This is a genomic window from Pseudonocardia sp. P1 (assembly GCF_000178675.2).
Taxonomy (GTDB): Bacteria; Actinomycetota; Actinomycetes; order Mycobacteriales; family Pseudonocardiaceae; genus Pseudonocardia.
This window is the reverse complement of the sequence record NZ_ADUJ02000001.1, coordinates 880017-904277: the sequence shown is the minus strand read 5'-3', so window position 1 is coordinate 904277 and position 24261 is coordinate 880017. Positions and strand designations below refer to the sequence as shown.

The following is a 24261-nucleotide window of genomic DNA, read 5'->3' as shown; positions in this document are numbered from 1 at the left end:
GATGGCGACACCGGCGGTCGACCGGGGCAGACCGTGTGGCCGTAACGCCGCGCCGCCGCGGCGCGACCCGAGCGGCGACAGCGTTCGTCGGATCGGGAGTCGTCGTGTCGAGGATCGTGCTCACGCTGGCGCAGGCCGTCGGCATCGTCGTGCTGGCGTTCGTGGTCCTGAGCCTCGTGGTCGGGGTCGTCCAGTGGCTCGCGGTCGCCGCGGTGCTGGTCGCCGTCCCGGTCGCCGCAGTCTGGTTGTACCTGCGTTCCTCGGGGCGGCGCGCGGGGCCGGGGCGGTCCGGGCGACCGCAACGGGGAACCCGGCCGGACGGTGCCGTCACGCGACGGGCCGAGCTGGAGGGGCGGGCGGTGCTCGACCCGGCCGGCCGGTGCGGATGGTGCGGTTCGGCGACCCGGCACCAGGACCGTTTCGGGTTCCCGACCACGCCGCTGGCCCATCACCGCGAGGAGATCGAGGCGATGCTCTGACCGGTCCGGATGCCCGGCCCGCCACCCCCAAAGGTCCCGGGGCCCGCCGGGACCGATGCCGGGCGCGGCCGGGCCGGACGTACCTGTGCCCGGTCGGCGTCCGCCGTAGCGTCACGCCTCCGGCCCGACACCCCGTCCGACAGGAGGTTCCGCATGCGGACAGACCGGACCCCCACCGGAGCGGAGCGGAGGCGAGGGGCGCTGCTGGTGGTGCTCGCCGTCGCCGCGGTGGTGTTCACGCCGGTCCCGGCGCACGCCGAGGGAACGCGGCAGGACGGACCGGCCGGGCCGCCGTTCTCCGTGGACGGTGGGAACTGGTCGGGCTACGTCGTGACGGGCTCCGGGTTCCGGTCGGTGTCGGCGCGGTGGACCGTGCCGGACGTCGCGTGCACGGCCGGTGCCACGCCGTTCGCGCCCTGGGTCGGGATCGACGGCTACGGCAGCAGCACCGTCCAGCAGACCGGTGTCGCGACGACCTGCGTCGGCGGCGAGCCGGTCCACCGTGCGTGGTTCGAGATCGCGCCCGCCCCGGCGGTGTACCACTCGATGACCGTCCGGACCGGGGACGAGATCGCGGCCGAGGTGGTCCGCAGCGGCGACGCGTACACGATGACGATCCGGAACCTCACCCGTGGCGACAGCCGCAGCGTGGTCAGGACGCACGCCGCGGCGAACGTCTCGGCCGAGGTCGTGCTGGAGGCGCAGCAGGGCGCGTTCCCGAGGTTCGGGTCGGTGCGGTTCACCGGGGCGACGGTCGACGGGGAGTCGATGGGTGCGCGGTCGGCGACGGCGATCGACGCGACCGACGGGAAGGGCTTCATGACCGCGACGGGCCGGATGTCCGGGGACGCCTTCACGATCCGCCAGCTCCGGGGGTAGCCACCGGGTTCGGAACCAGGTGAGTACGGGCGCAGCGTCAGTCCTCAGCCGTCCGCCGGGCCGGCGCGGGAGCCGGGCCGGCCGTCCCGGAGATCGACGGGGACGCCGGGCAGTGCCGCCCACAACGCGTCCGGGTCGTCGAACCGGCCGTCGGGGAGGGTGGCGAGCAGCTCGAGCAGAGCGGGCCGGGCACCCTCGGCCGCGGCGTGGGTGACGAGTGCCGACCGGGTGGGCCGGTCGTCGTCGAACGCCTCCCCGACGAAGTCCAGGACCTCGATCCGGGTCACCGGGACCCGGGGATCCTCGAGGGGGATCCCGAGCTCGTTCTCCGGACCGTGGTCGCGCTGCATGGCCGGAGAGTCTCGACGGGGCGTGCTGTGGGGGCCCTGAGAAGCTGTGGCCGCCCTGAGAGCACGGCGCCACGGCCGCGAACCCTCGCACACGATCGTGCGCGGACTTCGTTCCGGATTCGCACCGTCGTGGTCGGTCCGGCGATCCGGTGGTCCGCATGGTGGAACGCCGGGCTCCGGCTCAGGAGATCGCGGACGACCTGCGTCCGGCGTCGCCGCCGAGGTGCGTGGCGAAGTGCCGCTCCATGGCCCGGTAGAACCGGATCTGGTTCTCCGGGTTGGCGAACCCGTGGCCCTCGTCCTCGGCGAGCAGGTACTCCACGGGCACGCCGCGCTCCCGCAGCGAGGCGACGATGTTGTCCGATTCGGCCTGGACGACGCGGGCGTCGTTGGCGCCCTGGGCGACCAGCAGCGGCGTCCGGATCCGGTCGACCATGGTGATCGGCGAGCGGGCCAGCATGTCGGCCTCCTGCTCGGGGACGTCCGGGTCGCCGACATACCGGTACCAGGCGTTCACCTGATGAGGCCGGACGAACGGCGGCAGCGTCCGCATGAAGTTCGCCAGGTCGGAGATGCCGACGTAGTCCACGGCGGCGGCGAAGTGGTCCGGTGTCACGGTGACGCCGACGAGCGCGGCGTACCCGCCGTAGGACCCGCCGTAGATGCCGAGCCGCGCCGGGTCGGCCCAGCCCTGGGTCACGGCCCACTCGGTGGCGTCGATGAGGTCGTCGTGCATCGCGCCGGCGAGCTCGCCGATCGCCGCGGTGATGTGCCGCCTGCCGTAGCCGGAGGACCCGCGGAAGTTGACCTGCAGCACCGCGTAGCCGCGGTTGGCCAGGAACTGGACCTCCGCGCTGTAGCCCCAGGTGTCGTGCACCCACGGCCCGCCGTGCGGGAGCAGGACGAGCGGCAGGCGCCCGGGCCCGGCGTCGACCGGCCGCGTCAGGTAGCCGTGCAGCGGCAGCCCGTCCCGGGCCCGGAAGCTCACCGGCTCCATCGGGGCGAGCGCGGCCGGGTCCAGGTGCGGATAGGGGCGGAACAGGATCCTGCTCTCACCGGTGGAGTGGTCGTAGAGCCAGGTGACCGCCGGGTCGCGGTCGTGGACGAAGGTGGCGATCCAGCGCTGCTCCGACTCGTCCGACGAGAGCGTGCCCAGCACGCCGTCGGACAGCTTCTCCAGCTCGGCGTAGACCTCCGCGAAGTGCGGGTCGAGGACCTTGATGTGCGGCCGTTCGCCGACGAAGCGGGCGGCGATCACCTCGCCGGTCCGGCGGCTGGTGAACACGGTCGGCGGCAGCACACCGGGAGCCATCAGCCCGAGGGTGCACAGGTCGTGGCCCTCGACGGCGGCGACGACCGTCTCCTCGCCGGTCTCCCGGTCGACGCGCACCAGCCGCAGGTCGTCGGAGTCCTGGTAGGAGCCCAGCAGCAGGCCGGAACCGTCCGGTGTGACGAGCTGGGGCTGCACGCCCAGCGGGTGCTCGGGGCCGCTGATGCGGCGCAGCAGGCGTCGTTCGTGGGTCTCGGGGTCGACCGCCGAGAACTCCCAGGTGCCGTCCTCGGTCAGCAACGAGTGGAAGACGGGCGCGCCGTCCCGGTCCACCAGGTAGTTGCCCCGGGGCTCGGGCTGTTCGAGCAGCAGCGTCGTCTCGCCGGTCGCGACCTCGATCCGGAACAGGTCGACCGACAGGGGGTTGCGGTTCATGCCGACCAGCACGTTCCCGGGCTGCGACTCCAGCGGGTCGACGCCGACCACGCGCGAACCCGGGTCCATCGGGGTGAGGTCGACGGCCGGCTGGTCGGGAGCGTCGAGATCGACCCGGTAGAGGTGCCAGTCCTCGTTGCCGTCGGTGTCCTGCTCGTAGAGCAGCCAGCGCGGGTCGTCGGTCCAGTGGTACTTCGTGATGCCGCGGCGCGAGTCGTGGGTGACGCAGACGGCGTCGGTGTGGTCCTCGTCGATGCCGCGGACCCAGACGTTGCGCCGGCCGAGGTGCGGGGCCAGGTAGGCGATCCGGGTGCCGTCGGGGGACAGGGACGCGCCGGAGAACACCGGGTCGGCGAAGAACTCCTCGAGCTCGATCCGCGTCGGTGCCTGCTCGGTCCGGCCGGGTGCCTGGGTCATCGGTGCCCTCCTCGGTGTGCGCCCGGGGGATCTCCACGGCGCGCGGTGACGAGGCCATGGCAACGGGTGCCGTCGCGGCACACTCAAGCGGGCGTGGCGCGGGTCACAGCCAGGTCCGGCTCGGAGCAACGGCGGACCGGCCGCCGCCCAGGCCGTTGGTCCCTTCCCGGGCCCGGTGCCGGTACCTACTCTTCGGCTCCACGACAGGTGCCCCGGCGCCCTCGCGAACGGCCTCCGGCCTCGGTCCGGGGCCGTGCGGCCGTCGTCGGGACGAGGCCGCGCGACCACCGTGGCGGGACGGCAGCACGCGGTCCCCGTCTCCTCCGGCAGGTCGACGTCCGCACCGCACGGACACGCGGGCCGGGCGCGCCGGCTCCCTACCATCACCGAGAGGACACCACCATGACCATCGGGCCCGTCCAGCTGATCGTTCTCGGCTTCCGCGATCCGGACTTCCACGGCCGGATCCTCGACGAGCTCGAGCGACTGCGCAGCAGTGACACCGTCCGGGTGATCGACGCACTCGCCGTCTACAAGGACGCCGACGGCGAGCTCGAGGCGATGCATCTCAGCACCCTGTCGGCCGAGGAGGCCGCCGAGCTCGGCAGCACGGTCGGGGCCCTGATCGGGCTGGGCTTCGACGGCGAGCAGGGGATGGAGGCCGGTGCCGTCGCGGGCGCCGAGGCGGCCGCCGACGGTCCGGGCCCCGTGGCGGACGACGACGAGTGGGACGTCCTCGCCGACATCCCGCCGGACTCCGCCGCCGCCGTGCTCCTGCTGGAACACCGCTGGGCCGTCCCGCTACGGGACGCGATCGCCTCGGCCGGTGGCTTCCGCATCGGTGACGGGTTCATCGGCCCCGATGACCTCGTCGAGATCGGTCTGCTCGCCCGCGAGGAGGCGGACCGCCACACGCTCGACGCGGTGGGCGCCGCCACCTGAGCCCGGCACCCCCACCACGACGACACCCCCACCACGACGACACGACGACACCCCCACCACGACGACACGACGACACGACGACGGAGGCAGGCATGTTCGCGACCCGCAGGATGGCCCGGCGCACCGCGCGCCGCACGGCACGGCGCGTGACGCGGCGCGAAGCGCGCCGGCGCTGAGTGCCCGGCGCTGAGTCACCGGCGCCGGGTCACCGGGACGCGTCCACCGGCGGTGACTCCGCCCGGCGGCCGACCACGGCCAGCCGGGCGGTCGCCACGTGCGCGACCGTGACCGCGACGATGACCAGCGGCATCAGCGCGAGGCCGTCGGCGCCGAGCAGGAGCGTGGCCAGGAGGACCGAGGTGAGGGGCAGCCGGAGCACCGACACCGTCATCGCCCCGATGCCGATCGCGATCCCGGCCACGAGCGGCAGCCCCGGCAGGTGCGAGGCGGCGATGCCACCCGCGGCGCCGAGGAACATCGCCGGGAACGTGGGGCCACCCCGGAAGGCGCTCATCGACACCGCGTAGGCGACGCCCTTGCACACCAGGAGGAGCAGCAGGGCGCCGACGGTGTAGCCGGCCTGGCCCCGGATGAGGGGGCTCATCCCGTCCTGGCCGGAGAACAGCACGTCGCTCCAGCCGTGACCGGTCAGCGCCGTGTAGAGGACGGCGCAGCCGGCGACGGCCAGGCCGGCCGCGGTGGTGAGCACGACGGGTCTGCCCTCGACGAGGGAGCGCAGCAGCACCGCCAGCCGCTGGAGCCCGGTGCCCAGTACGGCGGCGACCAGGCCGAGCGCGACCGCCCACCCGAACTCGGCGACGGTGGGCTGCCCGAACGGGGGCAGGTCGGGCAGGGCCAGGGAGAACGTCCCGAGCCCGGTCAGCGAGTCCAGCCCGAGGAAGATCAGCGAGCCGATCCCCGCCGCCAGCAGGCCCGGGACGAGCACCAGCCCGAGCGTCGCCCCGCCGAGTCCCGACGCCTCCATCAGCAGGAACGCGCCCAGGAGCGGTGAGCCGAGCAGGGTGCTGACGGCCGCGAAGCTGCCCGACGAGGCGACCATCGTGGCGGCCGGTGGCGGGAGCGGTCGCCGGGCCAGCCGGGTCGCGCACACCCCGAGCCCGCCCCCGAGGGCGATCAGCGGGGCCTCGGGCCCGAGCACGGCGCCGAACACGAGGGTGGCCAGCGCCGCCGCGGCGATGCCGGGGAGCTCGCGCGGGAGCGGGGCGGCACCCGTGTGGAACCCCCCGGCGGGGGAGTGGCCGCCGTGCCCGGGCAGGAATCGGACCGCGGCGCCGACCAGCAGCCCGGCCAGCACCAGCGGCGGGATCGGCCACCACAGCGGTGCCGCACCGAGCCCCAGCGCCGGTGGCAGGTCCGTGAACAGCCAATGCTGCAGGAACGAGACCAGCGCGAGGAAGCCGTAGGCGAGGGCGGAGACCGGGATCCCCAGCAGGGCGGCGAGCAGCAGCAACCGGACGTAGCCGCGGCTGCGCAGGACGGCGGTCGGATCGGTTCCCGACGGATCCATTCGCCCTCCCCGCGCCGCGGCCGGTCCGCTCACTGCAGCGTCGGCACCGGGTACCGGTGTGCCATCACCCACCGGGGATGAGTTCGCGGGACGGGCTCCCACGGCGGCGGGCACCGTCCGGTGCGGTCACGGGTACCGAGGTCCGATGGCCGGAGTCGTCGGGTCCTCGGCCCCTGGAGTGCGGCCGGGAGGGGCGCGATCGTGTCGCGGCGTGCGGCCGGGACGGTGGCCGGCGATCCGTCCTGTCCGAGGGCCGGAGCCGTTCGAGCGAGGGAGCCCGGATGTCCGCCGTGGACGAACTGACCGAGCTGGTCGAGCGGGCCGGTGCGGCCGAGCGGGCCGCGCTCGCGTCGAGGTGGAAGGAACGCGCCGACGTCGACGCGCTGCGGCGGCACGTCCGGCGGGCCATCGCCGCCCAGCACGAGTCCGAACGGCTCTCCACCGGCCCCGCGCCGAGCGCTCGCCGGGCGCGGCACCTGGCTGCGTTCCTCGACGACCCGGACGCACCCGGCGACACCGGTCGTCCGCCGGTGGAGGCCGACGGCCCGCTGCCGGCCGTGACCGCCGAGGACGCCGTGCGCGCCGAGACTGACGCGCTGGCCGCCGTGAGCGCGGCACGCCTGGCCCTGCTCGACGCCCACCTCGCCGTCCTCGACGCCCGCGTGGCCCGGATCGACGCCGGCGACGGCGATCCCGGGGCGGTCGCGGTGGACGGCCACACCCCGCTGACCGGCCGCAACGCGGTCACCCGGCACGGGCCCGCCCTGGCACACGGCCTGTCCGGGGAGATCCGGTACATGCTCACCCGCAGGCCCCGCTCGATCCTCAGGAGCCTGGCCGTGACGCTCGCCCTGGGCCTGGGCTACCTCGGCTTCATCCGCCTCGTCGAATGGGACCGGGCCCAGGCCTGGCTGCCCTACCTCGGCCTCCTGGCCGTCTCCGTCGTCATGGGTGGCGCGGTCTGCCTCAACGCGATGAGCTTCGACGCGATGCGCGTGCGCGCGGCGCTGGACAGCGGTGCCCGGCTGTGGCACCTCCTGATCACGAAGAACCTCGCACTGGTCGCGATCGTCGCACCGATCGGGTTCCTGCTCAGCGCCCTGCTCGCCTGGCGGGCCGGCAACCTCGCCGCGTTCTTCACGGCCTGCGCGTTGATGATCTCCTTCATCGTGCTGTGGCTCGGTGTCGGCAACGTCCTGTCGGTCGTCGTCCCGATCCGCGACGAACCGATCCTGAACCGTCGCAAGGACGGCACCCTCCGCCAGTTCGCCATCGCCTTCGCGGTGTCCTACGCCATCGGCTATCTGGTGAACCTCATGCTGCTCTGGCGGGCGTTCGCCGCCCAGGAGATGGCGGCGCGGCTCGGCAGCGCGGTCCTGCCGGCCGTCCTCGTCGTCCTGAGCAGCATCGCGATGTGGATCCTGCTGACCGTCGTCGCGGTGGCGCTGGCCCAGCAGCCCCGGATCCGCCGGACCCTGATGAAAGAGCTCGCCGACTACGAGTCCGGTGCGGAGGCGCGGGCGTACGCCTCGGCGGCGGGACCGCGCGGCACGGCGACCACCGGGGTGTAGCCCGGCGGGCGTGCCGGACCGGGTCCGGTCGCTCCGTCCGTCCCGTTCCGCCCCGCGCCCCCAGAGTCTTGACATCGTGACGCGCACTGGGCACCGTACGTGGAACCGGTTCCATGGAACCGGTTCCACAAGGAGGTGTCATGGCGACCATCCGCGATGTCGCGGCGCGCGCCGGGGTCTCGCTGGGCACGGTGTCCCGCGTGCTGGCCGGCAGCACCGCGACGTCGGCCGCGTCGCGGGAGCGGGTGGCCGAGGCCGTCGCCGAGCTCGGGTACGTCCCGAACGCCCGGGCGGGGTCGCTGCGCCGGGCCCGCACGGACACGGTCGGGATCCTGGTCTCCGACGTCCGCAACCCGTTCTTCGCCGAGCTCGCGCACGCCGCCGAGCAGGAGGCGCTGCGGCGGGGGTCGGTCGTCATGCTCGCCAACGCCGACGAGGACGCCGAGCAGGAGCTCACCTACCTGCGCGCCTTCGGCGAGCAGCGGGTCGACGGGATCCTGCTCGCCCCGCAGTCGTCGGACGCCGACCGCTACCTGCGGGCGGCGGCGGACCGTCCACTGGTGATGGTGGACCGGACCGTCCGGGGCGCCGGGATCCCGCACGTCGCGGCGGACAACGCCGGCGGGGTCGGGCAGGCGCTCGAGGCGCTGGCCGCCCGCGGCCACGAACGGATCGGCTACGTCGGCGGGCCGGCGACCCTGTCCACCGGCGCCGAGCGCCGGAGCGCGTTCCTGACCGGGCGCGCCGAGCGCGGGCTCGCCACGGACCCCTGCCTGATCGAGGAGGGGGACTTCCGGCCCGACAGCGGCGGCCGCGCCCTGGCGCGCATGCTCGACGCCGGGGCGTCGCCCACCGCGGTGATCGCGGCCGACGGGCTCATGGCCATGGGCGTGCTCGCCGAACTCCGCGTGCGCGGCCTGCGCGACCGGATCGAGCTGCTCTCGTTCGACGACCTGCCGTGGTTCGCCGAGGTCGAACCGCCCGTCTCCGCGATCGCCAACGACGCGACCGAGATGGGCAGGCTCAGCATGGCCCTGCTGCTCGACGCGATCGCCGGCCCGAAGGGCGACCGCGGGCCCGAGTCCGACCGGCTCGTCGTCCCCACCCGGCTGGTCGACCGGTTCCGCGGGGGACCGGCATGACCGCCGGCCGGGTCGTGGTGGTCGGCAGCATCCACGTCGACGTCGTGCTCGCCGTCGACGCCCATCCGGAGCCGGGGGAGACCGTGCGCGCACGCAGCGCCGCGGAGCACCTCGGCGGGAAGGGGGCCAACCAGGCCGTCGCGTCGTCGTCGGCGGGTGCCACCACCCGGATGATCGGGGTGGTCGGCGAGACCGACGGTGTGCGTGCGGTCGCCGAGCTCGACGCCCGGGGTGTCGACACCTCCGCGGTCCGCGCGGTCCCGGGGGCCGGGACAGGGCGCGCCGTGGTGACCGTCGACGGCGCCGGGGAGAACCGCATCGTCGTGTCCTCCGGCGCGAACCTCCACCTGGACGCCGGGGACGTCCGGCCGGCACTGGCCGGCCTGGTGCCCGCCGACGTGGTCCTGCTGCAGAACGAGATCCCGATCGAGGCCGCCCGGGCGGCGGTGTCGGTCGCGCGGTCGGCGGGCGCGCGGGTGGTGTGGAACGCGGCACCCGCGCCGCACGGTCCGGCGGACCTGCTCGACTGCGACGTGCTCGTCGTCAACGAGGGCGAGCTGGCCGTGGTCCGGACCCTCGTGGACGGCCCTGCCGGCGCGTCGCCGGTCGAGGTCGTCCGGGCCGGACTCGGTGCCGACGTCGTCGCGACCCGCGGCGCCGCCGGCTCGGTGTTCGCCATCGGGGACGCGACCGGCGAGGTGCCGGCCCCCGTCGTGCCCGTCGTCGACACCACCGCGGCCGGGGACACGTTCGTCGGCTACCTGTGCGCCGAGTTCGTCCGCTCCCCGGGCGGTGCCGCCGCCGACGCGATCCGTGTCGCGACGTCGGCCGCCGCCCTGGCGGTGACCCGCGAGGGCGCCGCCGCCTCCATCCCCACCCGAGACGCCGTCACCGGCAGTGCCGGTGCCGCCCCAGGAAGGAACCCGTCATGAAGGTCTCGCTCGGAGCCGACCACGCCGGCTTCCCGCTGAAGCAGTTCGTCCGCGAGGCGGTGGAGCGCCTCGGCCACGAGGTGCTCGACCAGGGGACGCACAGCGAGGAGCCGGTCGACTTCCCCGACATCACCGCGGCGACCTGCCGCCCGGTCCTGGACGGGACCGCGGACCGGGCGATCCTGGTCTGCGGCTCGGGGGCCGGGGCGATCATGGCCGCCAACAAGATCGACGGCATCCGCTGCGCGCTGGCCCACGAGCCCTACAGCGCCCACCAGGCGGTCGAGCACGACGACGCCAACGCGATCGCGATGGGGTCGTGGCTCGTCCCGCGGGCCCTGGTGCCCGAGATCGTCGAGCGGTTCCTGCACGCCGCGTTCGACGACACCGAGGAGACCCGCCGCCGCGTCGCGAAGCTGCATGCCCTCGAGGGCGGCGACCCGGCCGCGCCGGGCCGGATCTGACCGCGCGTCCGCACCCGAATCAACGGAGATTCCGATGACCACTCCCGACTCCCCTCCGGCCCCGGGCGCTCCCCGCTCGGTGCGCGGCACCAAGGACCGGCGCAAGACCGCGATCGCCGCGGCGGTCGGCACCAGCGTCGAGAACTACGACTTCGTCGCCTACGGCACCGCGTCGGCGCTGTACTTCGGGGCCGTGTTCTTCCCCGACGACGATCCCGTCGTCGGCACCCTGCTCGCCTTCGCGACCCTCGCGGTCGGGTTCGTGATGCGTCCGATCGGCGGGGCGGTCGGGGGCTACTTCGGGGACCGGTTCGGCCGCAAGCCGGTGCTCGTGACCGCCATGATCGTGATGGGCGGCGCGACCTTCCTGATCGGCGCGCTGCCCACCTACGCCCAGGTCGGCGTCCTCGCCCCGATCCTGCTCACGCTCATCCGTGTGATCCAGGGGCTCGCGTTCGGCGCCGAGTGGGGCGGGGCTGTGACCATGGCCTACGAGCACGCCCCCTGGCACCGGCGGGGCACCTACGCGGCCATCCCGCAGGCCGGCAACCCGCTCGGGATCGCCCTGTCGAGCCTGATGTTCTTCCTCAGCTCGGGGCTGCCGGGGGACTGGCAGTGGCGGGTGCCGTTCCTGTTCAGCGCGGTGCTGGTGATCGCCGGCATGATCGTGCGCGCGAAGCTCGGGGAGTCCCCCGAGTTCGAGGAGGTCCGGGCGAGCGGGCGCACCGAGCGCAACCCGGTCCGGACGGCGCTGCGCCGCGACTGGCGCGGCATCCTGCGCGTGATCGCACTGCGCGTCGTGGAGTCCTTCGCCTACTACTCGACCGCGACCTACCTGCTGAACCACATCAGCTCGCAGCACCCCGGGCTCGAACCCACCCTTCTCGGGGCGGTGACCGTGGCCAGCGTGATCGCCATCGGCATGACGTTCCTGGCCGGTGTCGTCTCCGACCGGGTGGGCAGACGGCCGGTCTACATCGGTGCGTGCGTGGCCGCCGCGCTGTTCGGGTTCCCGATGTACCTCCTCACCGAGGGCGGGAACCCGGTCCTGGTGGTGCTGGTGTTCGTGATCGGCATCGGACTGATCCACGCCGCGCTCACCGGCACCCAGGGAGCGTTGCTGACCGAGCAGTTCCGCGCCGCTACGCGCACGTCGGGTGCGTCCCTGGGCTACCAGCTCGCCGCGTCGCTCGGCGGGTTCGCGCCGCTGCTCGCCGCGCTCCTCGCCGGGGCGTTCGGATGGCCGGGTGCGGCGATGCTCTACGTCGCCGCCGCGCTCGTCGGTCTGGCGGGCATCCTGCTCACCACCGAGACGTGGGGTCCGCGCCGGCGGGCCGAGGTCGCCGAGCTCGTACGCGAGGAGGAGCGCGCCGCCGCGGTGACCGGCTGAGGGGCGCCGGCGCCGGCCCCGGCCCCGCGCTCCGGCGGGGCCGGGGTGCCCGTTGCTCGGCGGCGTCCGCCTCGGCGCTGACCACAGAACGGCTGGGCACCGCCGTCGGGCATCCGGCCGCCCTTGCCGAGCCACCCGGCGAACACGACCGGGACGATGCCGAGCTTCAGTCACTCAACGTGTGGATCTTTACGGTTATACAGAGATGGGTCGGTCCGGGGCAAGGATCGGTCCGGGAACCGATCACCCCGTGCGGACGTCCCCGCGGTACCGCGACCGCGGGCAGGGACGGCCCGCCCACCGGCTCAGACGGCCCCGCCCGCCCTCAGCGTCGCGACCCGCTGCTCGTCGAGACCGAGCACCTCGGTGAGGATCTCGGCGGTGTGCTCGCCGACCGCCGGCACCGGGTGCCGTACGCTCGCCGGTGCGGCACCGAGCTTCACCGGCATCCCGAGCTGGGTGACCGACCCGAGGACCGAGTGCCCGCCCTCGACGAGCATCTCCCGTGCCGCGAGCTGCGGGAGCGCGGCCGCGTCGTCCACGGTCAGGACGGGCCCGAAGGGAATCCGCTGCTCCTCCAGCAGCGCGGAGACGTCGTCGGTGGAGCGCTCCCGTGTCCAGGCGGTCACCTCCTCCTCGACGGCCTCGATGTCCGCCATCCGGCCCGCGATCCCGGACCAGGCTCCCGCGGAGAGCTCGGGTCGCCCCATCGCCTCGCACAGCCGGGGGAACAGCGGGTCGGTGCCGGCGTGCAGGTAGATCCACCCGTCGCGGGTGGGAAAAGTGTTGGCGGGTCCGCTCAGGGGGTCGCGGGACCCGGTGCGCTCCGCCGGTGCGACGCCGTTCGCCGCCGCCACCGACGTCGTGCCGAGGCAGGAGAACAGCGTGTCCAGCGACGCCACGTCGACGACCTGGCCGCGACCGGTGCTCGTGCGGTGGTGCAGCGCGGTGACCGCCCCCAGCGCCCCGTAGACGCCGGTGAGGTGGTCGGCGACGAACGTGCCGGCCGGGAGGGGCGGGTCGTCCGCCCGCCCGGTGCGGCTCATCAGCCCGGACATGGCCTGGGCGATCGCGTCGAACAGGGCCCGGCCGGCGAGGGGCCCGTCCTGTCCGAACCCGGACAGCGAGACGACGACGAGGTGGGGGGCGATCTCGAGCAGCCGCTGGTGCGGGAGGCCCATCGCCGCCATCGTCCCGGGCCGGTAGTTCTCGACGAGGACGTCGCAGCGGGCGACGAGATCGGTCAGCAGCGCGACGCCGTCCGGGTTGCGGGTGTCGATGGTCATCGCCCGTTTGTTGCGGTTGTAGGTGGCGACGTAGAGGCTCTCGCCGTCCAGGAACGGGCCGAGACCGCGGGCGTCCTCGCCGCCCGGGCGCTCGACCTTGATCACGTCGGCGCCGAGGTCACCGAGGATCTGGGCGCACAGCGGCCCGGCGATGAACCGGGACAGGTCCAGCACGCGGATCCCGTCGAGTGCTCCGGTGGGAGGTGGCATCGGTGGGTCGTCCTCTCCTCGTGAAGGATGGGGTCAGGGCCGGCCGGCGCGGTCGAGGATCTCGACGATGCGCTGCCCGTCCGGGCCGAACCGCCCGGCGAACTCCGCGGAGGTGCCGGCTACGCGGTCGGCCCAGGCGTCCCGGTCGGGCAGATCGATGATCTCGACGCCCTGGTCCTGCAGCTCGGCGAGCGCATCGGCGTTGGCCTGGTCGAGAGCGCCGCGCTGCTCACGCGAGACCTCGTCGACCGCGGCCCGGACCAGCCCGCGGTGTTCAGGTGCGAGCGCTTCCCACGCGTCGCGGGTGTAGACGATGGAGAGCGGGTGGAAGACGTGCTCGTCCAGCGTGAGGTAGGGCGCGACGTCGCCGTAGCCGCCACTGCGCAGGTCGTCCGGCGAGCCCTCGAGGGCGTCGATCGTCCCCGTCTGCAGGCCGGTGTAGGCGTCGCCGAGCGGCAGCGACACCCCGCGGGCGCCGAGGCCGTTGGCCATCCGCACGTAGAGGTCGCTGCCCGGGACCCGCAGCTGCTTGCCCTGCATGTCGGCGAGCGAGCGGATCGGGCTGGTGGAGATCAGCGTGCGCGGTCCGTTGTAGAAGGTCCCGAGCAGGACGAAGCCCTGGTCGGAATACATCCGCTCCAGCAACGGCCGGGCCTCGTCGAACGCACCGGCGAGCGCGTCGACGTCGTCGAAGGCGTACCACTGCTCGAACAGCGCGGTCTCCGGCACGAACAGTGCGATCCCGGCGGTCCCTGTGTGCGCCATCTCCAGTGATCCCTCGCGGACGCCCTCGATGTGGGTCTGCTCGCTGCCCAGGGCTCCACTGTGGAAGACGTCCACCCGGACGGCCCCGCCGCTGCGCTCCTCGACGAGCTCGGCCATCCGGTCCACGGCCTTCCCGAACGTCGTCGACGCCGGGTAGATGTTCCCGTAGCGGATCACCACCGGGCCGGGACCGTCACCGCCTGCCGGGGAGCCGCAGGCGGTGAGCACCAGGCAGATCGCGGCCAGCAGCGCGGCCGGGACGGTGCGTGCGCGTGTCATCTCGACTCCCTCATCCGCCGACGAGCGACGGGATCGCGGTGGCCAGCACGGGGAACGCGATCAGCGCCGCGAGACTCAGGAGCAGGGCACCCCAGAACGGGACCAGCGGCCGGACCATCGCGGTGAGCGGGACCCGGGCGATGCCGCCGGCGATGATCAGGTAGCCGCCGACCGGCGGGGTGACGGCACCGATCGTCGCGGTCAGCACCACGACGACACCGAAGTGCAGCGGATCGAGCCCGAGCTCGTCCCCGATCACCGCGATCGGCGCGGCGAACATGATCAGCAGCGGGGTGACGTCGATGAACGCTCCGAAGAGCAGCAGCGCCAGCACGATCAGCACGAGGACGACGAGCGGGTCGGTCGAGAACCCGGAGACGGCGTCGAGCAGGGTGTCCTGGAACCGCAGCCGGGTCAGCACGTTCGCGAACAGCCCGGACGTCGCGATGATGAAGAGGATGGCTGCGCTGGTCCGGGTGGCCGCCGTGACCACCCCGGCCAGCTCGCGCCGGCCCCGCAGCCGCCCGAACGCCACCAGCCCGAGCACGAGGGCGACGAGCACGGCGATCACACCGACCTCGGTGGCGGTGGCGAACCCCGTGAGGATCGCCGCCACGATGATCGCCGGGACGAGCGCCGCCGCGAGCCCGCCGAGTGCGGCACCGCCCAGCGCGGCGATGCTGAACGGTTCGGGATCCTGCTGGAAGCCGCGTCGCCGTGAGGTCAGGTAGGCGACCACCATCATGATCACGCCCATCAGGAGTCCGGGCAGGAGCCCGGCCAGGAAGAGGCTGCCGACCGAGGTGTTGGTGAGCGATCCGTACACCACGAACAGCACCGACGGCGGGATGATCGGGCCGACCGTGGCGGTGGCCGCGGTGATCGCCGCCGAGTAGGCGCGGTCGTAACCCTTCTTCTCCATCTCCGGGATCAGCACGCTGCCCAGCGCCGCGGTGTCGGCGGCCCCGGACCCGGACACCCCGGCCATCATGATCGAGCCGACGGTGTTGACCTGGGCCAGGCTGCCCTTGACGTGCCCGACCAGCGCCAGCGCCAGCCGGATGATCCGCTGGGTGACCCCGGAGGCGTTCATCATCTCGCCGGCGAGGATGAAGAACGGAACGGCCATCAGGGCGTAGCTGTTCATCCCGGCGAAGATCTGGTGCGGGACGAGCGTCAGCGGTACGGCGAGGTCGGCCAGCAGGATCACGGCCAGCGCGGACAGACCGATGGCCACCGCGACGGGCATACCGAGGACCAGGAAGCCGATGAGGAGTCCGAACAGGAGCACCGTCTCCATCTCAGACCTCCACCGTCGCCGCGGCGCCCGGCCCGCGCGGGGCGCGGCCCAGCAGCGCCTCGGTGAACCGGACGGCGGTCTCGATCAGCATCAGCGCCGCCGCGACGACCAGGACGACGTAGGGCACGGCCATGGACAGGCCCAGCTGCGGGCTGTGTGCGGCCTGCTGGAGGAGCACCATCTCGGTGCCGAACCAGGCCAGCACCCCGAACAGGGCGGCCGAGAGCACCTGGTTCACCGCGGTCAGCGTCTGGAAGCCGCGGTCGCCCAGCCGGTCCGTGAGCACCGTGACGGCCATCTGCGTGTTGTGCCGCAGACCCTGGGGCAGTACCAGCAGTACGGCCGCGACCAGGCAGAACGTCGTCAGTTCGGACGCCCAGGACATCGACGGGAGCGCCGGGAGCTTGCGGGCGGCCACCGACAGCGCGGTGACCAGCACTCCGGTCGTGACCAGCGTGACCGCGGTACCGATGGTGATCCGGTCCAGCACCGGCGCGGCCCGGTGGTAACGGTCGATCAGGCGGTGGACCGGCTCGGAGTGGCCGGGTGGTGCGGGGGTGGCGACGGCGTCGTCGTGCACGGGGACTCCCGGGGTGTCACGGAGCGGGGGAGGGGCGGCTCAGACGGCGCCGCGGTAGGTCTCGCGGGTGTACGCGACCGTCGCGATGGTGATCACCGCCGAGGCGGCGACGTAGACCGCGACCGGCCACAGTGCACCGCCGGCCCAGAGGGTCAGCGCGGCCGCGACGGTCGGGGCGAGCCCGCTGGTGACGACGGACGCGAGCTGCTGGCCCACCGAGATCCCGGTGTAGCGGACCTTCGTGCTGAAGAGCTCGGAGAACAGCGCGGGTTGCACCGCGTAGGTCGACCCGATCGCGAACACGTAGCCGATGATCATCGCCAGCCACAGCAGCGCCATCGACCCGCTCTCCAGCAGCCAGGTGAAGGGGAACGCGAACACCAGGGTGAACAGCGCACCGAACAGGTACACCGGCCGTCGTCCCACGCGGTCGGACAGCAGCCCGAACAGCGGGTAGGCGACCGCGATGAAGGCCGCCGCGACCGTCGTCGCCAGCAGGATCGGGGTGCGGGGCAGGTCCAGGTTCCCGGTCGCGTAGGACAGCGCGAAGGTCAGGATGATGTAGGAGAAGACACCCTCGGAGCTCCGGAGACCGATGGTGGTGAGGATGCTGCGCCACTGGGTGCGGAACACCTCGACGATCGGCAGCGCCACCTGCTGCTGCTCGCGCTTGAGCTTCTCGAACGACGGCGACTCGGCGACCGCGAGCCGGATGTAGAGCCCGACGGCGAGCATGACCGCGCTGAACAGGAACGGGATCCGCCAGCCCCAGGACAGGAACTGCTCCTCGGGGAGCAGCGCGAACAGCGCGAAGATCCCGGTGGCCGAGATGAGGCCCAGCGCGTTGCCGATCTGCGGGAAGGTGCCCCAGAACCCGCGCTGCCGCGGCGGCGAGTGCTCGACGACCATGAGGACGGCGCCGCCCCACTCACCGCCGACGCCGAAGCCCTGCACGAGACGCAGGAACACCAGCAGGACCGGGGCCCAGATCCCGATGGTCGCGTAGGTCGGCAGCAGGCCGATGGCGAAGGTCGCGACGCCCATCACCAGCAGCGTCAGGACCAGCATCGACTTGCGGCCGATCCGGTCGCCGTAGTGTCCGATGACCACCGCGCCGAGCGGCCGGGCCAGGAAGCCGACGCCGAGCGTCGCGAACGCGGCGAGCGTCCCGACGGCCGGGTCCAGGTCCGGGAAGAAGATCCGGTTGAACACGATCGCCGACGCGGTGCCGAAGATGAAGTAGTCGTACCACTCGACCATGGTTCCGACGAGGCTCGCGCCGGCGACCCGGCGGATCGTGCTCGGTGCGGCCTTCTCCCCGGTCCCGGCGGGAGCGCCGGCCGGCCCGGTGGTCCCGGACATCGCGGCCTCAGTCCTCGACGACCGGGGCGTGCGCCCAGCCGACGGCCGTCTTCAGACCGGACTCGTTCTCCACCCAGACCTCGGTCTCGAGGTGCCGGGCACCGTCGTGCTCCACCGGCCCGAGCACGGCGCCACGGGCGGTGACCAGGTCGTCGACGTAGAACGGGTTGACGAACTTCACCGACAGGTGCCCGCCGGTCACGAAGGAGGGCCCGTGGAACGCGGTACACATCCGGCTCAGGTAGCCGACCTGCTGCATGGCCTGCGCGACGGTCCGGTCCATGCCGACCTTCCGCGCTCCGGCGGTGTCGGTGTGGATGTTGGAGAAGCCGCGTCCGCCCCAGGAGAAGACATACATCTGCTCCTGCGAGATCCGGGTGGCGGCCGGTGTGACGGGGGTGCGCTCCGCGAGGTCGAACGACGCCCGCGCGGCCGGGGCGACGTCGAGCGTCCTGGCGGTCACGGCGCGGGCCGGTGCGGGTGCGCGCGAGCCGCCGACGACGTCCGCCGCGCGGGTGTGCATGATCTCGGTCCCGCGGCGGGTGACCAGGGGGCGGCCGTCCTCGCCGTGTGCCTCGGCCTCCATCACGACGTAGCCCTGGCCGCGGCGCTCGTAGGTCTCGACGTAGCGCCCGCCGATCGTCACGGTCTCCCCGATCCGGATCGGGGAGTGGAACGCGATGTCCTCGTGGGTGTGCAGGCCCTCCGCGGTGTTGCCGTCGTAGTTGGCGTAGAAGAGGAACAGCAGCTCGTTGCAGAGCAGCGCCGGGTGCGCGGCCGGTGCGCCCTCGTGGACGAGGTCGGCCGCGGCCGGGTCGTCCTGGGCGAAGACGTAGTTCTTGACGAGCCGCTCGTCGACGGTGATCTCGAACGGCCCGAACCGCTCGCCGATCTCGATGTTCTCGAACAGGGCCTTCTTGGTGCCCGTCCACCACGGCGTCGTGGTGCCGCCGACGGTCGCGGGCTGTTCGGTGGTCGTCATGGATCCTCCTGGAGATGGGGGTCGTGAGTGGTCGTGGCGATCAGGACCACGACGACCACTCACGGGTGGGTGGTGGCGCTCGCCCAGCCGACGGTGGAGAGCCGGCCGTCGGCGCGGCGGACCCACACCTCGGCGGCGATGTCCGAGCCGCCGTCGTCGGTGGGGGTGACGCCGGTGACGACGCCGCCGACGTGCAGCGGCTCGAACACCTCGACCGGGGCGACGAACTTGACCCGCAGCCAGCCCCCGGTGAGGAAGGACGTGCCGAAGAAGCGGGTCAGCATCGCGGTGACCAGGCCGCACTGCTGCTGGCCCTGGACGATCGGGATGCGCAGGCCGCCGTCGCGGGCGACGGCGAGATCGGAGTGGACGTTGCGGACGTACTCGCCGCAGCGGGAGAAGACCGAGGCCTGCTCCTGGGTGATCGTGAACTCCAGCTCGGGCAGCGCCGCTCCGGGGACGACGGTGCCGGTGCCGATCTGCGCGACCGGCAGGTCCGGATCCGCGGTGCCGCCGACTCGGCCGGAGCCGCTGTCACCGGTCGACGCGCGTCCTGCGACGTCTCCGGGGCGGGTCCGGAGGATCTCGACGCCGCGGTGCCGGAGGATGCTGCGCCCGTCCGGCCCCGTCGCGGCGGCCTCCATCACGACGTAGTCCTGTCCGCGCCGGGTGTAGCTCTCGGTGTAGGTCCCGGACAGGGTGACCTCGTCGCCGAGGAACGCCGGGCTGTCGAACCAGAGCTGCTCCTCGGTGTGCAGGCCGACCGTCCGGCTCGCGGCGTAGCGCGTCGTGAACAGCTGCACGAGGTCGTTGGACAGCAGCCCGGCGTGCGCGATGCGGCCACCGAACGGGCTGTCGTGCAGGTGCCAGGAGTGGTGGTCGTCCTGGGTGAAGGCGTAGCGCTTGATCTTGTGGTCGTCGACGACCAGGGTGACCGGGCCGAGCGCCTCGGGGATCTCCAGGTTCTCGAAGATCGGCTCCTTGAGGCCGGCCTCGGGGTCGACGCCGTCCGCGACGACGCGGGGGTCGGTCAGGTCGCGCCAGGTCATGGCGGAGTTCCTCGCTTTCGTGCTCGGGGATGGGGGAGCGCCGGGTTTCTGTGCTCAGATCGCACCGGCGTCGGTGAGCGCGCGGATCCGCTCGTCGGTGAAGCCCAGCAGCCGGCCGTAGACCGCGGTGTTGTCCTCTCCGGCCGTCGGGGGCGCCTTGCGGGCCCGCGCGGGCGTCGCTCCCAGCTTGATCGGCATGCCGGGCAGCGTGAGCGTGCCCAGCTCCGGGTGCTCGACCTCGATCATCATCTCGCGGGCCCGGACCTGCTCGGAGTCGGTCGCCTGGGCGACCGTGGCGACCGGTGACGACGGGATCCCGGCCTCCGCGAGCCGCGCGCAGATCGCCGGGGTGCTCCCGCGCCGGGTCCAGCCGCGCACGATGTCCTCGAGCGCCTCCACGTGTGCGAGCCGGTCGGCCTGTCCGCGGAAACGTGGATCCTCGGCGAGGCCGGGGTCGTCCATCGCCGCGGCGAGGCGCGGGAACAGCGCGTCGGTGCCGGCGTGCAGGTAGACGTACCCGTCGGCGGTGGGGAAGGTGTTGGCGGGCACGGTGATCTGGTCGCGGTTGCCGGTGCGGCCGCTGGTCTCGCCGAGCATCGCCCAGGCGCTGGGCAGGGTGCCCATGCACGCGAACAGCGCGTCCATGCAGGCGATGTCGACATGCTGGCCGAGTCCGGTGCGCTCCCGCGCCGCGAGGGCCATCATCGTCCCCATCACGCCGTGGAAACCGGCGGTGTGGTCGGCGAGGAACGCGCCGGCCATCGTCGGTTCACCGTCGGCGTCGCCGGTCATGCTCATCAGGCCCGAACCTGCCTGGGCGATCGCGTCGAACAGTGCGCGGTCCCGGTTCGGCCCGGTCTGCCCGTACCCGGAGATCGACACGAGCACGGTGCGCGGGGCGATCGCGTGGATCCGTTCCCAGCCGATGCCCATCTTCTCGAGCGTGCCGGGGCGGAAGTTCTCGACGACCACATCGCTGCACGCGACGAGGTCGGAGAGGATCCCGCCGGCCTCGGGATGGCGGGTGTCGAGGGTGATCCCGTGCTTGTTCCGGTTGAACATCATCGTGTAGAGGCTGTGTCCCTCGTGGAACGGCCGGTGCCGGCGGCCGTCCTCACCACCCGGGCGTTCCACCTTGACGACCTCGGCGCCCATGTCGCCCAGGATCTGACAGCACAGCGGGCCGGCGATGAACCGGGACAGGTCGAGGACCCGCAGGCCGTGCAGCGCACCGGGGGGCTCGGGATCCCCGGTGCCGGTGTGCTGATGGTCGGCTGCCACGGCGACCTCCTCGTCGCAAAAGGCTAGACGTCTACTCAATTCGATTGAGTCACGTCACAGCGCCGTCCGTCAAGGGGGCGGTGACGAGCCGCCGGCACCCCGGGACCTTGACGGCAGTGGGCGGCTATGTTGTTCTCGATGAGTCTAGCGATCTAGACAACTCGCCGGATCCCGGTGAGCCCGCCCCTCACGACAACGGAGTCAGCGTGAGCACGACACCCGCGGCCGCGCGGCCGCCGCAGACCGAGGTGGAACGCACCGCCCTCGCCCGTCGCGCCGCCACCGCCAGCCTCGTCGGCACCGCGATCGAGTGGTACGACTACTTCATCTTCGGCACCGCGTCGGTGCTGGTCTTCGGCGCGCTGTTCTTCCCGAGCGAGGACCCGCTCGCCGGCACCCTGGCCGCGTTCGCCGTGTTCGGCGTCGGGTTCTTCGCCCGCCCGCTCGGCGGCATCGTCTTCGGTCACATCGGGGACCGGTTGGGCCGCAAGGGCGCGCTGGTCACCACGTTGATGATGATGGGGATCGCCACCTTCCTGATGGGGTTGCTCCCCACGACGGCCCAGGTCGGCGTCCTCGCACCGATCCTGCTGGTGCTCCTGCGGATCGTGCAGGGCTTCGGGGTCGGCGGCGAGTGGGGCGGCGCGGCGCTGGTCGCGGTCGAGTACGCCCCGGAGGGCAAGCGGGGCGCCTACGGCAGCGCCCCGCAGATCGGCAACGCCATCGGCCTGGTTGCCGCGACCGGCGTGTTCGGCCTGGTCGCCCTGCTGCCCGACGAGCAGCTGTTCAGCTGGGGCTGGCGGGTCCCGTTCCTGGTCAGCATCGTCCTCGTCGTGGTCGGCCTGTTCATCCGGATGAAGCTGACCGAGACCCCGGCGTTCGTCGCCGCGCAGGAGGCGGCCCAGGCCGTGAAGTCCGACGGCACCGCGCCGGAGGACGAGCAGATCCCGCTGCGGCGCCTGCTCCGCCTGGAACGCCGCCCGCTGCTGATCGCGATGGGGCTGCGGCTCGGCGAGGGCATCTTCGGCTACGTCCTGCTGACCTTCGTGCTGACCTACGCGGCGAACTACACCGACCTCGACCGCTCGGACGTGCTGTGGGCGAGCTGCATCGCGGCCGGCGCCGCGATCGGGACCTACTACCTCATGGGCAGGCTCTCGGACCGGATCGGCCGCCGCCCCGTCTACCTGCTGGGTGCCGGCGTCGCGGCCGTCATGACCTGGCCGATCTTCCTGATCCTGGACACCAACTCGTTCCCGCTGGTCGTCCTCATGATGGTGGTGGCGTACTCGATCGGCATCGGCGCGCTCTACGGCGTGCAGCCGGCGATGTTCGCCGAGCTGTTCAGCACCCGGACCCGCTACACCGGGCTCTCGATGGCCGCCCAGCTCCCGAGCATGGTCGTGGGCGTGTGGCCCTACGTCGCCACCTCGCTGTTGATCGCCACCGACGGCAGGCCCTGGCCGGTCGTCCTGATCACCGTCGCGATGCTCGGCATCGGTGCCTGGTGCGCGGTGCTGTCGAAGGAGACCCACCGCAGCGACATCGTCGACCCGGCCACGGCCGACCGGCCCGCCGGCAACTGACCCCGAACGACACCCGTACCGCACGTGTACACGGAAGGACACCGCATGTCGGAGAAGATGACCGGCGGCCAGCTGGTCGTGAAGATGCTCGAGTCGCTGGGGGTCCGCCACGTCTTCGGCGTGGTCGGCGGGCAGACCCTGGCGATCACCGACGCGATCATCGACACCCCCGGCATCGAGATGGTCCACACCCGGCACGAGAACGCCGCCGCGGTGATGGCCGACGCCTACGGCCGGCTCACCGGCACCCCCGCCGTCGCGATCGCGACCACCGGACCCGGTGCGACGAACCTCCTCACCGGCGTCGGCGGCGCGTTCCGCGACTCCAGCCCGGCGATCATCGTCACCTGCAACAACAACGGCGAGAACATCCACAAGGACGACGCGCAGAACGCCGACCACGTCAAGATCTTCGAGCCCTTCACCAAGTACAGCCGGCTCGTCGCGCACGCGTCGTCGATCAAGCAGGCGATGGAGGAGGCCTACGTCGTCGCCATGACCGGCAACCCCGGCCCGGTGCACCTCGACTTCGCCCGCGACACCATCGAGAACGTCGTCGACGCCCCGCCCGAGGTGCCGGCGACCCACCCGTCCCGGACCTGGGTCGGCACCCGTCCGGTGCCGGCTCCGGCCGCGGTCGCCGAGGTCGCCGAACGGGTGCTCGCCGCGGAGCGCCCGGTGATCTGGCTCGGCAACGGCGGCAACCGCGCCAGGGCCGCCGACGACGTGCTGGCGCTGGCCGACTCTCTGAACATCCCGGTCATCACCACGTTCAACGGCATGGGGGCGGTCCCGACCGGCCACCCGCTGGTGTTCGGGGCGCTGTCCCGGATGGGCACCGCCCTCACCTCGCGGGTGCTCGCCGAGTCCGACCTGGTGCTGGCGCTGGGCAACAGCCTCAACGCCGTCTCCACCCGCCGCTGGAAGACCGCGCTGCCGCCGGTCGTCCAGGTCGACGTGGACCCGACGATGATCGGCCGCTACTACTCCGAGACGACCACCGGCGTCGTCGGTGACCTCGGCGCGTTCTGCACCTCGCTCGTCGAGGCCACCACCGGCGGTGCCGCCGCGGCACGGGAGTCGCGGGCCGGATGGGTGACCGGGCTGCAGCAGGCCGAGAAGGACTGGTGGGAGCTCTCGGGGTCCCGCGAGCCGGAGACCCCGGGCACGGTCTCGCCCGCGGTCGTCGTGCGTGCGCTGCGCGAGGTCACCCCGCCCGAGTCGGTCCTGATCCCGGACGCCGGCAACCCCGGTGTCTGGTCGTTCCTCTGGGAGATGCCCCGGCCGTACCGCTACATCAAGCCGGTCGGGTTCGGGAACATGGGTTTCGCTCTGCCCGCGGCGATCGCCTCGGTCGCCGACGACCCCGAGCGGCCTGTGCTCGCGCTGATCGGTGACGGCTCGCTGGGCATGAGCCTCGGTGAGATCGAGACGCTGGCCCGGGTCGGCGGCCCCGTGTGCCTCGTGGTGCTCAACGACTCCAGCTACGGCAACATCCGCCAGGAGCAGGAGCTCCACTTCGACGGCCGCACCATCGGCGTCGACTTCGGCGAGGTCGACTTCGCCCGGGTCGCCGAGGGGATGGGGGTGCCCGGCCGCCGGGTGACGACCGTCGAGGAGCTCGTCGACGCGGTGAAGTCGGCCTTCGCGAGCGGGCGGCCCGCGCTGGTCGACGTCGTCCTCGACCGCGCCGCCAACGCCTGGACCTACGAGGCCTTCCTGCCCCATCGGGCAGGCTGAGGCGCGAACGACCGCACCGTCGCCGCCGTCCCGCCCGGACGG

Annotated in this window: 21 protein-coding genes; 10 read left to right on the top strand and 11 right to left on the bottom strand. The window is 72.9% G+C overall.

Going from position 1 to position 24261, the window contains the following annotated elements; genetic code table 11:
• Positions 1-104: 104 nt before the first annotated feature.
• Complete coding sequence (locus PP1_RS03675; protein WP_010228739.1) at positions 105-479, top strand: hypothetical protein; 375 nt, start codon at positions 105-107, stop codon at positions 477-479.
• Between the two features lie 153 nt (positions 480-632).
• Positions 633-1358: a G1 family glutamic endopeptidase gene (locus PP1_RS03670; RefSeq protein WP_083832189.1), complete on the top strand. Its 726-nt coding sequence runs from the start codon at positions 633-635 to the stop codon at positions 1356-1358.
• Positions 1359-1402: 44 nt separating this feature from the next.
• On the opposite strand, the gene PP1_RS03665 is transcribed toward PP1_RS03670, so the two are convergent.
• Both PP1_RS03665 and PP1_RS03660 read right to left on the bottom strand, forming a co-directional pair.
• Positions 1403-1708, bottom strand: a complete 306-nt coding sequence (locus tag PP1_RS03665) for a DUF2795 domain-containing protein (RefSeq protein WP_010228743.1) — start codon at positions 1706-1708, stop codon at positions 1403-1405.
• Positions 1709-1889: 181 nt separating this feature from the next.
• Complete coding sequence (locus tag PP1_RS03660; protein ID WP_010228745.1) at positions 1890-3830, bottom strand: S9 family peptidase; 1941 nt, start codon at positions 3828-3830, stop codon at positions 1890-1892.
• 402 nt (positions 3831-4232) lie between these two features.
• Between PP1_RS03660 and PP1_RS03655 the strand changes: the two genes are divergently transcribed.
• Entirely contained in the window at positions 4233-4772 is a 540-nt protein-coding gene (locus tag PP1_RS03655; RefSeq protein ID WP_010228746.1) for a hypothetical protein, read from the top strand.
• Between the two features lie 205 nt (positions 4773-4977).
• On the opposite strand, the gene PP1_RS03650 is transcribed toward PP1_RS03655, so the two are convergent.
• The gene (locus tag PP1_RS03650; RefSeq protein ID WP_075314174.1) at positions 4978-6300 is read right to left on the bottom strand and encodes a chloride channel protein; all 1323 of its coding nucleotides are present in this window, start codon (positions 6298-6300) and stop codon (positions 4978-4980) included.
• A 281-nt stretch (positions 6301-6581) separates the two neighbouring features.
• On the opposite strand from PP1_RS03650, the gene PP1_RS03645 reads away from it, so the two are divergent.
• From PP1_RS03645 to PP1_RS03625, 5 genes are all read left to right on the top strand, one after another.
• Positions 6582-7871, top strand: a complete 1290-nt coding sequence (locus PP1_RS03645) for a hypothetical protein (RefSeq protein WP_075314175.1) — start codon at positions 6582-6584, stop codon at positions 7869-7871.
• Between the two features lie 140 nt (positions 7872-8011).
• Positions 8012-9013, top strand: coding sequence for a LacI family DNA-binding transcriptional regulator (locus PP1_RS03640; protein ID WP_010228754.1), 1002 nt, complete (start codon positions 8012-8014; stop codon positions 9011-9013).
• Positions 9010-9945 (top strand): ribokinase, encoded by a 936-nt coding sequence (locus tag PP1_RS03635; protein ID WP_010228755.1) that lies wholly within the window; start codon positions 9010-9012, stop codon positions 9943-9945. The genes PP1_RS03640 and PP1_RS03635 overlap by 4 nt, the downstream gene beginning before the upstream one ends.
• Entirely contained in the window at positions 9942-10409 is a 468-nt protein-coding gene (locus PP1_RS03630; RefSeq protein WP_010228757.1) for an RpiB/LacA/LacB family sugar-phosphate isomerase, read from the top strand. Before PP1_RS03635 ends, PP1_RS03630 begins: the two co-directional genes overlap by 4 nt.
• Positions 10410-10443: 34 nt before the next feature.
• A complete protein-coding gene (locus PP1_RS03625) occupies positions 10444-11799 on the top strand; it encodes an MFS transporter (protein ID WP_050802341.1) in 1356 nt (451 codons plus the stop codon).
• A 305-nt stretch (positions 11800-12104) separates the two neighbouring features.
• Here PP1_RS03625 and PP1_RS03620 read toward each other — a convergent pair whose 3' ends face one another.
• The 8 genes from PP1_RS03620 to PP1_RS03585 are packed head-to-tail and all read right to left on the bottom strand — an operon-like array spanning position 12105 to position 20893.
• Positions 12105-13295 carry a CaiB/BaiF CoA transferase family protein gene (locus PP1_RS03620; RefSeq protein ID WP_010228761.1) on the bottom strand — a complete coding sequence of 397 codons (1191 nt, stop codon included), beginning with the start codon at positions 13293-13295 and terminating at the stop codon, positions 12105-12107.
• 33 nt (positions 13296-13328) lie between these two features.
• Entirely contained in the window at positions 13329-14339 is a 1011-nt protein-coding gene (locus tag PP1_RS03615; RefSeq protein ID WP_010228763.1) for a TRAP transporter substrate-binding protein, read from the bottom strand.
• Between the two features lie 10 nt (positions 14340-14349).
• On the bottom strand, positions 14350-15639 hold the full coding sequence (locus tag PP1_RS03610; RefSeq protein WP_010228765.1) for a TRAP transporter large permease: 1290 nt from the start codon (positions 15637-15639) through the stop codon (positions 14350-14352).
• A gap of 1 nt (position 15640) precedes the next feature.
• On the bottom strand, positions 15641-16219 hold the full coding sequence (locus PP1_RS03605) for a TRAP transporter small permease (protein ID WP_010228767.1): 579 nt from the start codon (positions 16217-16219) through the stop codon (positions 15641-15643).
• Between the two features lie 39 nt (positions 16220-16258).
• Positions 16259-17581, bottom strand: coding sequence for an MFS transporter (locus PP1_RS03600; RefSeq protein WP_010228769.1), 1323 nt, complete (start codon positions 17579-17581; stop codon positions 16259-16261).
• Positions 17582-17588: 7 nt separating this feature from the next.
• Positions 17589-18563 carry an FAS1-like dehydratase domain-containing protein gene (locus tag PP1_RS03595; protein ID WP_010228771.1) on the bottom strand — a complete coding sequence of 325 codons (975 nt, stop codon included), beginning with the start codon at positions 18561-18563 and terminating at the stop codon, positions 17589-17591.
• Positions 18564-18622: 59 nt separating this feature from the next.
• Positions 18623-19612 (bottom strand): MaoC/PaaZ C-terminal domain-containing protein, encoded by a 990-nt coding sequence (locus PP1_RS03590; RefSeq protein WP_010228773.1) that lies wholly within the window; start codon positions 19610-19612, stop codon positions 18623-18625.
• 54 nt (positions 19613-19666) lie between these two features.
• The gene (locus tag PP1_RS03585) at positions 19667-20893 is read right to left on the bottom strand and encodes a CaiB/BaiF CoA transferase family protein (protein ID WP_010228775.1); all 1227 of its coding nucleotides are present in this window, start codon (positions 20891-20893) and stop codon (positions 19667-19669) included.
• 206 nt (positions 20894-21099) lie between these two features.
• Between PP1_RS03585 and PP1_RS03580 the strand changes: the two genes are divergently transcribed.
• Positions 21100-22479, top strand: coding sequence for an MFS transporter (locus PP1_RS03580; RefSeq protein ID WP_010228778.1), 1380 nt, complete (start codon positions 21100-21102; stop codon positions 22477-22479).
• Positions 22480-22524: 45 nt separating this feature from the next.
• The gene (locus tag PP1_RS03575; RefSeq protein ID WP_010228779.1) at positions 22525-24219 is read left to right on the top strand and encodes a thiamine pyrophosphate-binding protein; all 1695 of its coding nucleotides are present in this window, start codon (positions 22525-22527) and stop codon (positions 24217-24219) included.
• The last annotated feature ends 42 nt before the right edge of the window (positions 24220-24261 follow it).

Bases quoted from the DNA above. Each gene is read 5' to 3' on its own strand.
- PP1_RS03670 (WP_083832189.1), top strand. From the start codon at position 633: ATGCGGACAGACCGGACCCCCACCGGAGCGGAGCGGAGGCGAGGGGCG.
- PP1_RS03665 (WP_010228743.1), bottom strand. From the start codon at position 1,708: ATGCAGCGCGACCACGGTCCGGAGAACGAGCTCGGGATCCCCCTCGAG.
- PP1_RS03660 (WP_010228745.1), bottom strand. From the start codon at position 3,830: ATGACCCAGGCACCCGGCCGGACCGAGCAGGCACCGACGCGGATCGAG.
- PP1_RS03655 (WP_010228746.1), top strand. From the start codon at position 4,233: ATGACCATCGGGCCCGTCCAGCTGATCGTTCTCGGCTTCCGCGATCCG.
- PP1_RS03650 (WP_075314174.1), bottom strand. From the start codon at position 6,300: ATGGATCCGTCGGGAACCGATCCGACCGCCGTCCTGCGCAGCCGCGGC.
- PP1_RS03645 (WP_075314175.1), top strand. From the start codon at position 6,582: ATGTCCGCCGTGGACGAACTGACCGAGCTGGTCGAGCGGGCCGGTGCG.
- PP1_RS03640 (WP_010228754.1), top strand. From the start codon at position 8,012: ATGGCGACCATCCGCGATGTCGCGGCGCGCGCCGGGGTCTCGCTGGGC.
- PP1_RS03635 (WP_010228755.1), top strand. From the start codon at position 9,010: ATGACCGCCGGCCGGGTCGTGGTGGTCGGCAGCATCCACGTCGACGTC.
- PP1_RS03630 (WP_010228757.1), top strand. From the start codon at position 9,942: ATGAAGGTCTCGCTCGGAGCCGACCACGCCGGCTTCCCGCTGAAGCAG.
- PP1_RS03625 (WP_050802341.1), top strand. From the start codon at position 10,444: ATGACCACTCCCGACTCCCCTCCGGCCCCGGGCGCTCCCCGCTCGGTG.
- PP1_RS03620 (WP_010228761.1), bottom strand. From the start codon at position 13,295: ATGCCACCTCCCACCGGAGCACTCGACGGGATCCGCGTGCTGGACCTG.
- PP1_RS03615 (WP_010228763.1), bottom strand. From the start codon at position 14,339: ATGACACGCGCACGCACCGTCCCGGCCGCGCTGCTGGCCGCGATCTGC.
- PP1_RS03610 (WP_010228765.1), bottom strand. From the start codon at position 15,639: ATGGAGACGGTGCTCCTGTTCGGACTCCTCATCGGCTTCCTGGTCCTC.
- PP1_RS03600 (WP_010228769.1), bottom strand. From the start codon at position 17,581: ATGTCCGGGACCACCGGGCCGGCCGGCGCTCCCGCCGGGACCGGGGAG.
- PP1_RS03595 (WP_010228771.1), bottom strand. From the start codon at position 18,563: ATGACGACCACCGAACAGCCCGCGACCGTCGGCGGCACCACGACGCCG.
- PP1_RS03590 (WP_010228773.1), bottom strand. From the start codon at position 19,612: ATGACCTGGCGCGACCTGACCGACCCCCGCGTCGTCGCGGACGGCGTC.
- PP1_RS03575 (WP_010228779.1), top strand. From the start codon at position 22,525: ATGTCGGAGAAGATGACCGGCGGCCAGCTGGTCGTGAAGATGCTCGAG.